Origin of the sequence: Archangium minus, from assembly GCF_044360475.1 — a bacterium.
Lineage (GTDB): Bacteria > Myxococcota > Myxococcia > Myxococcales > Myxococcaceae > Archangium > Archangium minus.
Genome location: NZ_CP043494.1, coordinates 6,576,316 through 6,590,182 on the forward strand (window position 1 = coordinate 6,576,316; position 13,867 = coordinate 6,590,182).

The window sequence follows — 13,867 nt, forward strand, 5'->3', positions numbered from 1 at the left end:
GGGGGTGGGCCATGATGCGAAGTCCCCGCAGTCCAGAGGATGCCCATGCACTCCACTCTCAAGCCTCGCGTGTGGCCGCTCGTCGCCGCGCTGCTCTCCTCCGGTGTGATGGCTCCGGCGTTCGCCGCCGAGCCCAAGAAGCCCACCCCACCGCCCTCCCCTACTGTCCCCGCTCCGGCCGCGCCCGCCCAGGCCACCGCTTCCCCGGCGGCGAAGCCGGAGGACGTGGCCACGCCGGAGGCGATCGTGGCTGCGCTCTACGACGTCATCTCCGGACCCAAGGGCCAGGCGCGTGACTGGGATCGCTTCCGTTCGCTCTTCGCTCCCGGTGCGCGGCTGATCCCCTCCGGCAAGCGCAAGGACGGCACCATCGGCTACCGGATGATCACCCCCGAGGAGTACATCACCCAGTCCGGGAAGATGCTCGTCGAGGAGGGGTTCCGCGAGCGGGAGGTCCACCGTGTCGAGGAGCGCTTCGGTGGCCTCGTGCACGTCTTCAGCACCTACGAGGCCTTTCGCGGGGAAGAGCCCAAGCCCTTCATGCGCGGCGTCAACAGCATCCAGCTCTTCAACGATGGCAAGCGCTGGTGGGTGCTGACGGTCGCCTGGACGTCGGAGACGCCCGACCAGCCGCTGCCGGCGAAGTACCTCCCACCCTCCAAGGGCTGACCAAGGGCTGATCCGCCCCGCTCAGTGCAGGCCGAGGAGCAGGAGGAAGATCGCGTTCAGCCCCAGTCCCACCGAGGCATGGAGCGGACTGGCCCTCGAAGAGCCGGCGGCGAACTCCAGGTGTCCGATCGGTCCCAGGCACAGCTTCAACCCGAGCTCCCCGCCGTAGTTGAACCCCATGCCGGGGGGCGCCGCCGGAATCCCTCCGAGCATCATCCGCACATAGGGCACGGCCCAGGTGGACGCGAAGTGCTGGTACCCGATGAAGCCATTGAGCTCAGCCGGGCCCGTGCCGAAGGCGGCGTGGAACCCGATGTCCAGCCGGCGTGACAGGAAGGCCATGGGCTGGAGGTTCAACGTCATCGCGCCGCCCAGGCCTCCCCGAGCATCCATCCGGTAGTGGTAGACGAACTCCGCCGCCGGCTTGTCGATGGCGGGAGCTTCGAACCGCAGGCCCTTGGAGATCTCCAGTGCCTCGGGGCTGCCCCGGGGCCACCGAGGTGGCACACGCCGCGGTGACGAGCGGCAGCAGCATGACGAGCTTCAAACACAACCGGCCCATGCGCGGAGTATAGTCAGAGGTGATGGAACTCCTGCTGCGAGGCCTCCTGGTGTTGTTCGTGCTCTCCCTGAGCTCCGAGCGCCTCGCAGCCGTGTTCAAGCGGCGGGACTGGCAACCGCTCCGGCCGAGAGTGGCGCTCGGCAAGCGGAAGAAGAAAGCTGGGAACATCCAGATCGACCTGCGGACCGGTGAGGCCTACGTCGATTCCAAGCCGGTGTTGCCGGTCTCGCTCGGCAGCAACGAGGTGGATCGGCTCACGCGAGCCGCCAACGCCGAGAACACCCTGTTCATCGGCATCCTGATTGCGCTGCTGACGGGGGCGAACGCCTTCCTGGGCTCGTGCGGTTGGCCCGAGCTCTCCGAGCTCCACTTCAGCTTCGTGGCGCAGGTGCTGCTCACCGGCGCGGCCTCCGCCGTCGGCTCGTCCTTCTGGTACGAGCTGCTCAACGTGCTGACCGAGGTGCGGCGAACCCGTTCCGCCCTGGCGAGCCAGATGCCCTCGGCGCTGACCCCTGTCCTACCGGGCAATCCCGTGCAGGTGACCCCGACGACACCTCCCTCGACAAACGCCTCCTCGCCGGGTTCGTTCGAGCAGCTGCGCGCGGCTGCGCTGCGAAAGCTGCCCGAGCTCCAGCGGCTCGAGGGGGTGAAGCAGGTCCGGCTGGTGGATGCGCCCCGCCGGTGGCCGACCCACCCCTGCCTGGAGTTCCGGGTGGAGCAGGTGCCCGGTGCTCCGCCGCTGCCGGAGGCGATCTCGGTCGACGTTGATGGCGTCGAACATTCCATCCCGGTGACGAAATGATCGGAGGCTGGTCGGCGGCGAGGCTCGCTCGCTTCTTTCCGAACCAGCCGCTCACGGGGAGCTTCACGCCAGTGGCGTGCCTCGAGTCCTTCGCCTGGAACCGCTCTCAAGCAGCCAGTGGGCTCCTGGTCCATCCGCGCCTGGTGGTGACGGTGGCTCACGCGGTGATGTTCCGCGCGGGCGCTCGGCTCTTCGCCGCGGCCCAGGTGAAGGTGGAGCTGGGCAATGTGCGGGCGTGGGCCGATGCCGTCGTGATTCCCTCGCGCTTTGTCGAGCACGCCGGCTACGTGCCCTCCACGGATCTGGCGGTGCTCCGCATGCCCTGGGAGGTCTGCGGGCCCATGCAGCCGCCTCTGGTCGTCGACTCGGAGAAAGAAGGGAGCGCCGCGCTGTGGGGCTGGACCCTGATTCAGCCGCGCGCCCAGGTGTCCATCCCCATCACCGTCACTGTCGACGAGGAGGGGCTCCTCCACTACCCCGCAACCAACCTCCCAGCCTTCAGCGGAGGCCCGCTGCTGCGGAGCTCAGGCCCGGATCTCCCCGAGGAGGTCATCGGTCTGCACCGCGCCTTCCATGCCGACACCCAGCAGGGTGAGGCCATTGCGTTCTCCAGCGACGACATGGTCGAGGCCATGCGCGCGCTGGGCTTTGATGTCTAGAAAGGAAGTCTGGATGCATCCGCTCGCACGAACTGGCGTGGCCCTGGCGCTGCTGCTCTCCACCGCCACGCTCGCGGCCTCCAAGCAGATTCCTCAAGTGGCGGGGCCTCCACCCGGAGCCCCGATCGGCGCTGGGCTCAACGCTGACAACGGCATGCCCGTGAGCAGCACCACCGGAGGCGGCTCCCCTTCCCTCTCGGGCACCCGCATGCAGCCCACCCTCGACGCGATGAGCGCCTTCGCCCAATGGTGGGGTCCGCTTCGGGGCAACCTCTCCGAGCGCATCCGTGGGGTGTGCACGAACCTTCAGTCCACTCCCGAGGTTGCGAGCTGGTGCACGCGCTACCACGGCCCCAACGCGACCGAGTTCGACGCGGCGACGCTGTTGGACTCGGACGCCCTGGTGCTGGCCGCGTACTTCAGTGCGCGGGAGCCGCTCCTCCAGGCGTTGGCCTCGATGGAGTCCGCGCTCGCCACCGTGAAGCTGTCGAAGTCCTCCCCGCAGGCGCAGCAGGATGAGCTGGCCGCCACCCAGGGGGTGTTGGACCTCGCGAGCTCCAGGCTCTCCTTGAACGCGGGGGTGGAGACCGCCGCCAGCCTGGCGGGCCTGCTGCCGGGAATTGAGCTGAGCGCGTTCCTGGATCAGCTCTTCAAAGGACTGGCCCTGGCGCTCCAGGATCGTGCCGAGGCCGAGGCCGTGCTGTACGTGCTCCTCGAGTTCGACGAGCGGATCTGCGCCCGGGAGGTGAAGGACACCTGGGGCCAGATGCGGGGGCACATCCGGGACTGGCTGCCGAGCACCTGCACCGCGGCGCACAACAATGTCTTCGCGGCGTCGCTCGGGGCGGGAGGAACGGCCTCGCTCGCGCTGCTGCGCAAGACGGTGGAGGAGGACCTCCGAGCCATCCCCTCGCACCTGGCCTTCGAGGTTGTCTTCGAGGCGGATGGGCGCAAGTACGCACGCGCCGCGCCGGCCGTCCGAGAGCTGGTCGACGCGATGATCGGGGGCGTGCACCCGGTCCGCGCACTGGACACGCTGTCCCGCCGGCTCGAGGCCCTCCCCCTGGAGCCGGGCGTGCCTGCCACTGTCTCGAAGCTCTACACGCGGCTCGCGTGCGTCAGCGCCATGCCCGGTTCCTTCACGCGCTACATCGAGCTGGTGAACGACGCCAACCGGGGCCTCGTTCCCCAGATGGACTCGCGAGCCCGAGGCCTGGCCGTGATGCTGCTCTCGCTCCAGCGGGAGAGCTGCGGCTGGGTGTACGAACCGATTGGAACGCAGTCGCGGTTGAAGGTCTGGGCTGCACTCGCCGCACCGCTCTCGGAGTCGGCGGAGGGAATCGCCACGGTCTCAACGGACCTGCAGCAACTGGTGGAGCAGGCGCGGCGGCTCGGGGCGGTGTCTCAGGATGGGACGCCCGCGCAGATCGCCGAGGCCACCCGGCTGCTGGCGCAGGAGGGCGTGTCGGCGCTCGATGCGGCGGATGTGGCGCTGGATGGGGTGCTCCGCCTCAACAGGCTGCTGGGCGGGTGGATGCCGAACTCCAACCTCCAGGTGGAGGAGAACCAGAAGGCCCTGCTCGAGGCGCGCACCGTGCTCCTGGCCTCGCGGGACGTGCTGCGCATGGTGGTGGCGGCGATCGCCCGGGACATCACCACCGTGTACCAGTTGCTGCTCGAGCACCAGGCCATCTCCAGCAGGACCAGCCGGTACGGTGACGAAGCCGCGAGTCGGTGCAATCAGGCGGAGGTCTGGAAGGCCCCGGCGATGACGGAGCCCGAGGCCCAAGCCTCCGAGTGGCGATGCGAGCGGCGACCCTGCATCTGCCTGCCGGACGGATTCACCCGGTATGGAGGCCTGCTGGTAGCGCTCGCCGACGCCAAGGACGCCGAGGAGGTGAAGGCCGTCATCCTCGCCTCGACCACGCCGGTGGGGAGCTGGCGGTGGCGGAGCGATCCGGACGTACACCACTTCGTCTCGCTGAGCGGCATGGTGGGGTTTGGTGGTGCCTACTACCTCTCCGGCGCCCCCGGGGGAGATCCGTTCAAGCCGCGGGTGCTGGTGCCCTTCGGCGTGGACTACCAACTGGGCCGAGCCGGGCTCACCTGGAGCCTGTTCTTCCAAGCCATCGACCTGGCGGGCTACACCAACTTCGTCGGCATGGAGGAGCGCAAGGCGCCGCGCGTGGCGGAGGCGATCAGCCCCGGCCTGTGGCTCAAGGGCATGTTCCCGAGGACACCCTTCACGCTCTCGGTGAGCGCGGCGTATGACCTCGACGCGGGGGGCGTGACGCCCCACCCGGCCTGGCGGGTCAACGCGGGCGTCTCCATCGACATGCCGCTGTTCCTGCTGTACCGGAACTGAGTCAGGCCGAGGCGGCCTGGACCTCCCGCGCGCGCAGGGGCAGCTCGAGCGTGAAGGTGGCGCCCTGGCCGCGCCCCCCGCTCGCGCAGCCGAGCCGGCCTCCCATCTCCTCGGCGGCCTGCGCGCTGGCGTGCAGCCCGAAGCCGTGCCCGTCCTTCTTCGTGGTGAAGCCATGAACGAAGAGCCGGGGTAGGTGCTCCGGCGCGATGCCCACCCCGTTGTCGGCCACCTCGATGCGCAAACACGCCTCCCCTTCCCTGCGCACGCGGAGGGAGAGCTGCTTGTCCGCGCGCCCGCTCTCCACCAGCGCGTGCCGCGCGTTGCCCAGCAGGTTCACCAGGATCTGCAGCAGCTTGTGCCGATCCACCTCCATTGGGGGCACGTCCTCACACTCGCGGTGGACGCGAATGCCCAGCCGCTCGAAGGAGGTCGCGTTGAGGCGCAGCGCGTCGTCGATGAGCTCGGGCACCGTCACCTGCTCCACCCTGCCGCCGTAGCGCGCGTGCTCCTGCTGCATGCTCACCACGGACTTGATGTGCTCCACATTGCGCGCCAGCCCCTGCATCTCTGCCAGGAGCGCTTCGACCTCTCCCGCCAGGTGTTGCGACACAGTGGAGAGGTACTCCGGGAGCTTGCGACCCCGGTCGTCCTCCGTCAGGAAGGCCGGCAGCTTCGCCTCGTGCGCGCGCAGCAGCTCCACGGCACGCACCAGCAGGGGCACCCGCGAACCGCGCAGCCGTTCGATGACGAGCGTGGCCGAGACGTTGACGCTGTTGAGCGTGTTGCCCACGTTGTGCAGGACCCCGGTGGCCACCTCCGCCATGCCCGCCCGGCGAGACATGTCCACCAGGTTGCGGTGCAGCTCGTCCAGCCGGGCCTCGGCCGCCTTGCGATCGCTCACGTCCCGGCCGAACAAGGTCACGCCGATCACCTGCCCCTTGTTGCCCTGAATGGGGTGGAGGGAGAGATCCAGATTGATGGAGCGCTCCCCCACCCGGAAGGGGACGTCGTAGCGGACGGACTGGCCCCCGAAGGCCCGAGCCAGGACCGCGCGCCACTCGGCACGCCGCTCCTCCGTGGCCTGCTCGTCCAGCGCATCCCCCGACTTCACTTCCCGGCCGAACGCCTCGCGGAACATCCGCCTCGCCGCGGAGTTGGCGGTGACGATGCGCCCCTGTGGGTCGAGCGAACAGACCGGGTCATCCGTGCTCTCAACGAGGCTGATCAGCTTGCGCTCGCTCTCGCGAACCGTGGCGATCGCCTCGTCGCGCGCGGCGCAGAACAGTGAGCTCACCCCCCAGCCGAGCAGCAGGACCAGGGAATCCATCACGCCTGCGGCCCACAACCTGGGCTGGGCGAAGATCGGCTCCAGGGAGCCGAACCCCGACAGGCACAGCGGGAGGAGAACACTCGCGTTGAGGCACAAGACCCCCGTGATGATGAGCCCCAGCCGTGGCCCCATCAGGTAGACGGCCAGGGCCGGAATGAGCATGACGGTCGCGTGCGAGGCGATGGCGGGATGGGGCATCGAGAAGGTGGCCGAGACGTATCCGCTCACGAACAGGCCGCACACCATCATGGCCGCGGGCCGGATCGAGCTCCCCCGGCGCAGGACCACCAGCACCATTCCGAAGAGCGCCGCCATCGCCAGCCCGTGCACGAAGCGAGGCAGGCTGATGTCCTGGAAGAGTGACGCCGACAGCGCCAGCGCCAGGTTGAATGCCACCAGGAAGAGTGTGCCCCCCACCAGCAAGCGGTAGCGGCTGAGCTCGTCCGGTGGGGAGCGGCGCTGTTCCTCGGTCAGGAACGCATCCAGTCGTCTGAGCAACCACGCACGCGACCCCTGGCTCATTCCTCCTTTTATAGCGCACACGGCCCCCCTGCGACAGGGAGCCTTCCGGCCCGGTCCCCTCAGAAGCCTGAGATTCCGAAGTTATCGTCGGACATGTAACTCAAGGTCAGGCGCAGCCCTCCTCCGCCAATCACTTGATGGTGAGTCGGACCGAAATCGTAGGCGCGCAAGGCCATGGGGATCTCCAACCCCACTGCCAGTCCAGGTGCGACCCGCACACGGCCATCCCAGGTGAGGTAGGCGATGGACTCGAAACCCTCTCGGGGCTCCGAGTACGCTCCCGTCACCCACCAGTTCTTCGCCCGCACTCGGAGCATGCCTAGACCCAGGCGCACCAGCTTCGCCTCCAGGACGGCCTGCGCTCCCGGTCCGATGTGGTAGTCGCGCGGGATGGACGGATCCAAGCCGAGGTTTCCCGCCGCGGCGAATCCCAGTCCGCCCAGAATGGCGGTGCCCTGCAGGAACGACCGGCTGCTGATCCGCGTCTGCAGCGTGGTCCCGAAGCCCACCCCCACGGACGACACCCGCACGATGTGGTTCGCGCCGTAGTCGTAGAGGCCGAACAGCCCCCAGAGCCCGCGCGTCGAGCTCTCCTGGCCGCCGTACTGGGCCCCCGCGACGAGTCCCCGGATGTGGAGATTCGCCATGAGGGTCCCGGGGAAGGTCACCCCCGCGGTCGCGTCGAAATAGGAGAAGGGGTGGCGGTAGCGCCACTGGGGATCTCCCGGCGCTCCGTAGGTGAGCTCTCCCGAGAAGGAGACCTGGGGCCCTTGGGTCAGCAGCGGGAACCGCTCGGCGCCCGTCCTGTCCACGAAGCGCGTCATCAGGCTCACGCCCGGTGCGATTTCTCCATAGAGCGGCGGAGACGAGTCGATGTCGCCCGGATTCATCTCGCCGCCGAAGATCCAGTCATTCAGGGACGAGGCCGGACTGACGAGCACCCCGGCGAGCCTCCGAACCGTGCTCACCTTCCCTCCCTGTGGCTCCGTCAGGACGCTGTACGTCCGGTGAAGGACCTCGCCCAGGAAGACACCGCCGAGCGTCGTGGTGATCTGATCATTGATGGAGGGCGGTTCGTTCTCCGCGAAGTACTCCCACACCAGGCTGGAGAAGAAGGTGTAGAGGCCCGCTTGCCAGAACGGCACGCCCGAGGACCGCGCTCCGGCGAAGGTGAACGAGCCGTGGTACGGGTGGGCGAACTGGTTCGTGACGAAGTTGTCGACGTCGAACGTCCAGCCATCCGTGCCATCGAGGTGGCTGCGCACCGTCTCCCAGGAGATCAGCGCGAACGGCTCGCGGGAGATGAGGTTGTGGAAGGAGAAGAGGCCGAGGTTCACCGCCGTCGCTTCGATGGCCGGGACGAGGTAATTCGTCCGCACGGGCGCATCCGCGGGCAGTACCGGCACCTCCACGGGCAATGCGGGCACCGGCACGAGCACGGCGCTTGATTCATCGGGAACGGAGGGCGGCGAGCCCTCGGCGCGCGCGAGCGTTCCACACACGCACAACAGCGCCAGCAGCCCTCCCCCTCTCACTTGAAGGTACCCGTCAGGGACACCCCACCCCCGTTCGGCGCAATCATGACGGACGCGGACACATTGCTGCGCGGCCGCTCCGGAGGAGGCGCCCCACTCCACATCACCGCCGAGACGCCCACGACGCACGCCCCGACGAGCGTCAACGCCACCCCTCCCAGCAGGTTCTGCTGCGCGGTCCGCGCCGCGGGGGTGAGCTCACCGGAGTTCTGGCGAGGCGAGGCGGTCAGCCCCTGCTGGAAGTTACCGGCGATCCAGAGCACCGTGCCGGAGAGCGCGAGGGTCGCGCCGACCCCCGCCATGATGGGCGCCCGGCTCCGCATGGAGGGCTCCGGCTTTGCTTCGACGATCGGCGCCGGCCGCGTCTCCTGCTGAGGTGGGGAGGAGACCGGGGCTGTTGCCATCACAGTGGCAGTCAGAAGCGTCGTCAGCATGGCTTGCTCACGGGCGCGGGGTGGCGCCATCGAGGAAGCAGCGCAGCAACGGCGCGATGGACTCATCGACCGGAACGGGCTGCTTCATGTGGAATTGTTGGAATAGGACACTGTGGACCATGCCCAGCAGCAACATGGGGTAGTGCCGGACGTCCTCGGGCCGCAGGGCCCCCTGTCTCAGACCGTCCTCGCACAGGAGCTCGACGCGGCGGAGGAGCTCGCGCGCGAGCTCCTGCTGGTAACGGCGCTGGGCCGGCTCGTCCTTGGGACGACTGTGCCGCGGCCCCTCCTCCAGGAGGACACTGAACAGCCGGAAGTGGGATTGGGAATGCTCGAGGACGCAGCGGAGGAAGCCGTACAGCCGGGCGCGGTACGGCGAGCCCTGGCTCTGCTCCAGCTCCGCGTCGAGCAGGGCCAGCAGATCCCTGGCGCGCACCTCAAGCAGTGCCAGCAGGAGCTGCTGACGATCCTCAAAATAATTGTAGAGCGTCCCGACCGAGACCCCCACCTGCGCGGCGATGTCGTCCATGCGCGTGGCGTGGAGGCCCTGCTCGGACAGGACCTGCTCGGCCGCGTCGAGGATGGCGGCGCGCGCCTCCTCCTTCATCCGAACCCGGAGGGACTGAGGCTTGGTTCGAGATGTTGAACGCGGGTTCATAATCCTGAGCCCGGGATATAGGGCTCAGGAATATGGGATGCAAGCCAACCTGCGACAAGGGGGGTTGGCGCGGGGTATTCAAGCGGAGGTGGGTGTGTGCACCACCACCCCTTTCAAGGGGCCGTGCCGCCGTCCCAACCCGGAGGAGGACCCATGCCGCCATCACCGCGAGGGGGGCGCACGCCACCGTCGCCCGGAGGAGGACCGCCGGGGCCCCCACCGCCGCCACCCGGCATCTGGCACGCCGCGTTGGAGAGCGAGGACCGGATGACGAGCGTCTTCCAGGCCAACATCGCGCCGTCCGACATGCGCTGGGTCTGGAGCATGTAGTCAGGAGCGGACTCCTCGGAGACGACGTTGTCGGTCGCGTTCGTCGTGTCCCGGGGTCCGCGATCCTTGTAGAGCGGCTGGGTCCCGATGATGTCGTCGTTCAGCGCATCATCGAAGACGAGCTGGGAGGTCACGTACTCCTCGCCATTGAGACGGACCGTGAAGTGGATGTGGATGGTCCGGCTGCTGTACCAGCCGGGGAAGCACGTATCGAACTCCACCCGGCCGTTCGCGTCCGTCGTCTGGACGCCACGGAACCACCGGGCGGAGGTGGCGGACGGGTCGTCCGCGGTGCAGAACGTGCTGGCGTCCTCGCCCGAGTAGAGCCCCTCCGGCGCGGCATGCCAGATGTCGACGCTCGCACCGGGGATGGGCTTGCAGGTCTCATCCACCACGAGGAACACGAGGCGCACGGGCAGACCCTCGTGGCCCTCGCTGATGTCCTTGCGCTCCAACGTCTCCGCGTAGCAGGGGCCCAGGGTCGCCTCGCACAGCAGGGCGCACGTCGTACCGGGGCCCGCGGCGAACGGATCCGGATAGGTGCTGGCGGCGGTCATCGCGGCGGTGCCACCGGTCGCCCAGAAGCCGGGGTCAACGACGCCCGACCCCGCGTCCGGCGTCGTCGTTCCGCCGCCAGAATCGTCCTCGCCGCAGCTCAGCATCACCATGGCGCCGAAAGCGCCGAGGGCCCCAATGACACCGAGCGCCTGCCTCCGGCTGGGCAGGGAGTCAGCGGGCTGTCGCGCTACCAGGGTGTTTGTCTTCTTGGTCATCGTGCTCTCCAGAGGGACAACTGAAGAGCACGGTAGGCGCGACTTATTAAGATTCCCTTAACCCGCCAGCGAGTCGCGGGCCTGGGCGGCGATCTCGAACGAGCGCAGCCGAGCCGCGTGGTCGTAGATCTGCGCCGTCACCATGACCTCGTCCGCGCCGGTCCGCTCCAGGATGTCCGCCAGCCCGCGGCGCACGGTCTCCGGGGAGCCGATGACCGACCAGGAGAGCGCATGCTCGACGCCTGCCTTCTCCATCTCCGACCAGCGCCCTTCCATGCTGTCCACGGGTGGCTGGAGAGGGCCGGGCTGACCGCGCCGCAGGTTGACGAACTGTATCTGCGCCGAGGTGGCCAACCGCCGGGCTTCCGCATCCGTCTCCGCCGCGAAGACGTTGACGCCGATCATGGCGTGGGGCTTCTCGAGCGCTTCAGAAGGCTTGAACTGGCTGCGGTAGATCCGCAGGGCAGACATCAGATGGTCGGGCGCGAAGTGCGAGGCAAAGGCGAACGGCAGCCCGAGCGCTGCGGCGAGCTGGGCGCCGAACAGACTCGAGCCCAGGATCCAGATGGGCACGTTCAGGCCCGCGCCGGGCACGGCCCGGATCGCCTGGTTGGGCGCCGCGGGCTTGAAGTAGGACTGCAGCTCGACCACATCCTGCGGGAACTCGTCGGAGTTGCTCGCCAGATCGCGACGCAAGGCGCGGGCGGTGAGCATATCGGTGCCCGGCGCGCGCCCCAACCCCAGGTCGATGCGGCCCGGATAGAGGGACGCCAGCGTGCCGAACTGCTCGGCGATGACCAGCGGCGAGTGGTTGGGCAGCATGACGCCGCCCGCGCCCACGCGGATGGTCGACGTGCCACCGGCCACATAGCCAATAACGACCGAGGTCGCCGCGCTGGCGACACCGGGCATGTTGTGGTGCTCGGCCAGCCAGTAGCGGCGGTAGCCCCAGCGCTCCGCATGCCGTGCCAGGTCCAGGGTGTTGCGGAAGGACTGGGCGGCGTCACTGCCCTGGAGGATGGGGGAGAGATCGAGAACAGAGAACGGAACCATGGCCACGCCTCTTAACGGGTTGTCGGCCTCGCCGCCGGGACATCATCAGCTCACGCTCTCGGCGCTATAACGAGCAATGAGGCCTGTGCGCACGGCCTGCCGATAGACGCGCGTGAAGACCCAACACGCCAGCAGGATGTACAACAAGGCGAGCCCCACTCCCCAGAGCAGGGTCGTCGCCGAGAAGGCCCCACCCGAGACGATCGTCCGCATGCCCTCGAACACGTAGGACGGCGGCAGCAGGCGCGCGACGAGCTGCATCCACTCCGGGAGCGTTGCGAGCGGATAGAAGACGCCCGCGAACGGTGAGACCACGGCGGGAATGGGCCAGACGAACCACTCCGCGGACGGCCCGAGCCGCAGCACGATGGCGGTGCCGAAGATGCCGAGCGCGATTCCGAAGAGGAAGAGCACGAGCAGGAACGGCACGATCAGCAGGCCGAAGGAGAACAGGGACAGCCCGAACGCCGTGCTCGCGACAACGAGCATCACGATGAGGCCGATGGAGCTCGTCGCGATGCTCGAGAGCACGAGCCCGCTGATGTACTCGGAGATCGACAAGGGCGTCGCGAAGATGTTGAGGAAGTTGCGCGACCACACGTCCTCGAAGAACGCCATCGTCACGCCCTGCATGACGCGGGTCAGGAAGTCCCACAGGAGCACCGCGCCCAGCAGCGAGGGAACGAAGTCGGGGCCACCGCTCCCGGTGACGGTATTGAGGTAGCGGGTGATGAAGCCCCACAACACCATGTCAATGGCCACCCACACGAAGAGTGGAAAGACGCGCGAGGGGCTCCCCCGGATGAGATAGAACTGACGAAGGACGACGGCGGCAGCACGGTTGAAGGACATGGGAGTCAGACCCGCTCCAGCGCGAGCGGCTCGCGCTCCACGGTGATGAACAGCTCCTCGAGCGTCGCCTTGCCGTGCTCGCCCGGCAGGGTCCTGGGGTCGCCTTCGAGCAGAATCTTCCCGTGCGAGACGATGAGCACGCGATCGCACACCTCCTCGACCTCGTACATGTTGTGCGAGGTCCACAGCACGCCACCGGTGCCCTGTGTGGCGAACTCGCGGATCCGAGCGCGGAGGTCGCGCGCCGTGGAGGGATCCAACGAGGCCGTCGGCTCATCGAGCAACAGGAGCCGCGGACGGTTGAGCATGGCCTTGGCCAGGGCCACCCGCGTCTGCTCTCCCGAGGAGAGCACGCCGCACTTCACGTCGCGGAACCGCTCGAGGTCGAACTGCGCAATCAGCTCTTCAATCCGCTTGGACAACTCCTTCACGCCGTAGATGAGCCCGAAGACGCGCAGGTTCTGCCGCACGGTGAGGTTTCCGGGCAGAGGCGCATAGACGGCGGCGAAGTTGGTGCGCTCGAGCGCCTGGGCCCGGCGCTTCGCGAGGTCCACCCCCTCAATGTGAATGGACCCGGAGCTTGGCTCGAGGACGCCGAGGACCATGTTGATGGTCGTGGTCTTCCCTGCCCCATTGGGCCCCAGGAGCCCGACGATCTCCTTGCGGCCCACGTCGAACGAGATGCCATCGACGGCGACGGTGGCCCCATATTGTTTGCGCAGACCCTGGACGGACAGGACCTTCGATATGCTCTCCACGACTGCTCCTTCCACGAGGCCCCTGTTCTGATGCCGCCGGCGGAGCGCGACAACCTTTTTTGCTCACATGTTCCAACGCGACCCGTGGAACGCCGAGCACATCCTGGCCCACGCGCATGCGGGCTACCGGCTGCTGCGTGGCAACAGCTTCGCCATGTCCAACTTCATGAACTACCTCAACCAGTTCGCGCCGAGGGACCCGCGCCGCGGACCGCTCATGGAGGAGATGCTGGAGGCCAACCCCTACCACCCGGACGTCCTCAAGCAGGCGATGGACTTCTTCATCGAGGATGGGCAGCCCCGGCGCGCGCTGGAGCTGGCACTGCACTACAAGAAGCTGTGCACCGAGCCCATCCACCCCACCACGCTCTACTGCTTCCGGCAGAACCCGATGAGGGCCGCCGAGATCGAGTCCGGTGCATTCAAGCCGCTCGACGATGCACTCCGCTGCGTGGGGATCTGCGAGGAGGCCGTGCGCAAGTCCGAGCAGGGATGACGGCGACCTGAATCTTTCCGGGCGGCCAGTCGAAGAAACGCCCAAGGGGCCCGAACGAACCAAGAACAG

14 protein-coding genes are annotated in these 13,867 nt (G+C 68.0%); 5 read left to right on the plus strand and 9 right to left on the minus strand.

Features of this window, described 5'->3' with window-relative positions:
- Positions 1–45: 45 nt before the first annotated feature.
- On the plus strand, positions 46–669 hold the full coding sequence (locus F0U60_RS26675; protein ID WP_395825030.1) for a nuclear transport factor 2 family protein: 624 nt from the start codon (positions 46–48) through the stop codon (positions 667–669).
- 21 nt (positions 670–690) lie between these two features.
- Here the strand turns inward: F0U60_RS26675 and F0U60_RS26680 are convergent, their stop codons facing one another.
- Entirely contained in the window at positions 691–1,176 is a 486-nt protein-coding gene (locus F0U60_RS26680; RefSeq protein ID WP_395825032.1) for a hypothetical protein, read from the minus strand.
- A gap of 77 nt (positions 1,177–1,253) precedes the next feature.
- Between F0U60_RS26680 and F0U60_RS26685 the strand changes: the two genes are divergently transcribed.
- From F0U60_RS26685 to F0U60_RS26695, 3 genes are read left to right on the plus strand one after another with little or no spacing between them, the layout of a single operon-like run.
- Complete coding sequence (locus F0U60_RS26685; protein WP_395825035.1) at positions 1,254–2,033, plus strand: hypothetical protein; 780 nt, start codon at positions 1,254–1,256, stop codon at positions 2,031–2,033.
- Positions 2,030–2,692, plus strand: a complete 663-nt coding sequence (locus F0U60_RS26690) for a hypothetical protein (protein ID WP_395825038.1) — start codon at positions 2,030–2,032, stop codon at positions 2,690–2,692. Before F0U60_RS26685 ends, F0U60_RS26690 begins: the two co-directional genes overlap by 4 nt.
- Before the next feature lie 13 nt (positions 2,693–2,705).
- Positions 2,706–5,057, plus strand: coding sequence for a hypothetical protein (locus F0U60_RS26695; RefSeq protein ID WP_395825041.1), 2,352 nt, complete (start codon positions 2,706–2,708; stop codon positions 5,055–5,057).
- A 1-nt stretch (position 5,058) separates the two neighbouring features.
- Here F0U60_RS26695 and F0U60_RS26700 read toward each other — a convergent pair whose 3' ends face one another.
- The 8 genes from F0U60_RS26700 to F0U60_RS26735 form a co-directional block, all read right to left on the minus strand.
- Positions 5,059–6,909 (minus strand): ATP-binding protein, encoded by a 1,851-nt coding sequence (locus F0U60_RS26700; RefSeq protein WP_395825044.1) that lies wholly within the window; start codon positions 6,907–6,909, stop codon positions 5,059–5,061.
- A 59-nt stretch (positions 6,910–6,968) separates the two neighbouring features.
- A complete protein-coding gene (locus tag F0U60_RS26705; protein WP_395825047.1) occupies positions 6,969–8,444 on the minus strand; it encodes a DUF3943 domain-containing protein in 1,476 nt (491 codons plus the stop codon).
- Positions 8,441–8,878: a hypothetical protein gene (locus F0U60_RS26710; protein WP_395825050.1), complete on the minus strand. Its 438-nt coding sequence runs from the start codon at positions 8,876–8,878 to the stop codon at positions 8,441–8,443. Before F0U60_RS26710 ends, F0U60_RS26705 begins: the two co-directional genes overlap by 4 nt.
- A 7-nt stretch (positions 8,879–8,885) precedes the next feature.
- Positions 8,886–9,485 (minus strand): TetR/AcrR family transcriptional regulator, encoded by a 600-nt coding sequence (locus tag F0U60_RS26715; RefSeq protein WP_395825052.1) that lies wholly within the window; start codon positions 9,483–9,485, stop codon positions 8,886–8,888.
- A 164-nt stretch (positions 9,486–9,649) separates the two neighbouring features.
- On the minus strand, positions 9,650–10,639 hold the full coding sequence (locus F0U60_RS26720; protein WP_395825056.1) for a protocatechuate 3,4-dioxygenase: 990 nt from the start codon (positions 10,637–10,639) through the stop codon (positions 9,650–9,652).
- Positions 10,640–10,696: 57 nt separating this feature from the next.
- The gene (locus F0U60_RS26725) at positions 10,697–11,692 is read right to left on the minus strand and encodes an LLM class flavin-dependent oxidoreductase (protein WP_395825060.1); all 996 of its coding nucleotides are present in this window, start codon (positions 11,690–11,692) and stop codon (positions 10,697–10,699) included.
- A 45-nt stretch (positions 11,693–11,737) separates the two neighbouring features.
- Positions 11,738–12,544, minus strand: coding sequence for an ABC transporter permease (locus tag F0U60_RS26730; protein WP_395825063.1), 807 nt, complete (start codon positions 12,542–12,544; stop codon positions 11,738–11,740).
- Positions 12,545–12,549: 5 nt separating this feature from the next.
- Positions 12,550–13,293 (minus strand): ABC transporter ATP-binding protein, encoded by a 744-nt coding sequence (locus F0U60_RS26735; RefSeq protein WP_395825459.1) that lies wholly within the window; start codon positions 13,291–13,293, stop codon positions 12,550–12,552.
- 76 nt (positions 13,294–13,369) lie between these two features.
- Between F0U60_RS26735 and F0U60_RS26740 the strand changes: the two genes are divergently transcribed.
- Entirely contained in the window at positions 13,370–13,798 is a 429-nt protein-coding gene (locus F0U60_RS26740) for a hypothetical protein (protein ID WP_395825066.1), read from the plus strand.
- The last annotated feature ends 69 nt before the right edge of the window (positions 13,799–13,867 follow it).

Excerpts from the sequence above, each read along its gene's own strand:
- F0U60_RS26675 (WP_395825030.1), top strand. The coding sequence starts at position 46 with ATGCACTCCACTCTCAAGCCTCGCGTGTGGCCGCTCGTCGCCGCGCTG.
- F0U60_RS26685 (WP_395825035.1), top strand. The coding sequence starts at position 1,254 with ATGGAACTCCTGCTGCGAGGCCTCCTGGTGTTGTTCGTGCTCTCCCTG.
- F0U60_RS26690 (WP_395825038.1), top strand. The coding sequence starts at position 2,030 with ATGATCGGAGGCTGGTCGGCGGCGAGGCTCGCTCGCTTCTTTCCGAAC.
- F0U60_RS26695 (WP_395825041.1), top strand. The coding sequence starts at position 2,706 with ATGCATCCGCTCGCACGAACTGGCGTGGCCCTGGCGCTGCTGCTCTCC.
- F0U60_RS26700 (WP_395825044.1), bottom strand. The coding sequence starts at position 6,909 with ATGAGCCAGGGGTCGCGTGCGTGGTTGCTCAGACGACTGGATGCGTTC.
- F0U60_RS26710 (WP_395825050.1), bottom strand. The coding sequence starts at position 8,878 with ATGCTGACGACGCTTCTGACTGCCACTGTGATGGCAACAGCCCCGGTC.
- F0U60_RS26715 (WP_395825052.1), bottom strand. The coding sequence starts at position 9,485 with ATGAAGGAGGAGGCGCGCGCCGCCATCCTCGACGCGGCCGAGCAGGTC.
- F0U60_RS26720 (WP_395825056.1), bottom strand. The coding sequence starts at position 10,639 with ATGACCAAGAAGACAAACACCCTGGTAGCGCGACAGCCCGCTGACTCC.
- F0U60_RS26725 (WP_395825060.1), bottom strand. The coding sequence starts at position 11,692 with ATGGTTCCGTTCTCTGTTCTCGATCTCTCCCCCATCCTCCAGGGCAGT.
- F0U60_RS26730 (WP_395825063.1), bottom strand. The coding sequence starts at position 12,544 with ATGTCCTTCAACCGTGCTGCCGCCGTCGTCCTTCGTCAGTTCTATCTC.
- F0U60_RS26740 (WP_395825066.1), top strand. The coding sequence starts at position 13,370 with ATGTTCCAACGCGACCCGTGGAACGCCGAGCACATCCTGGCCCACGCG.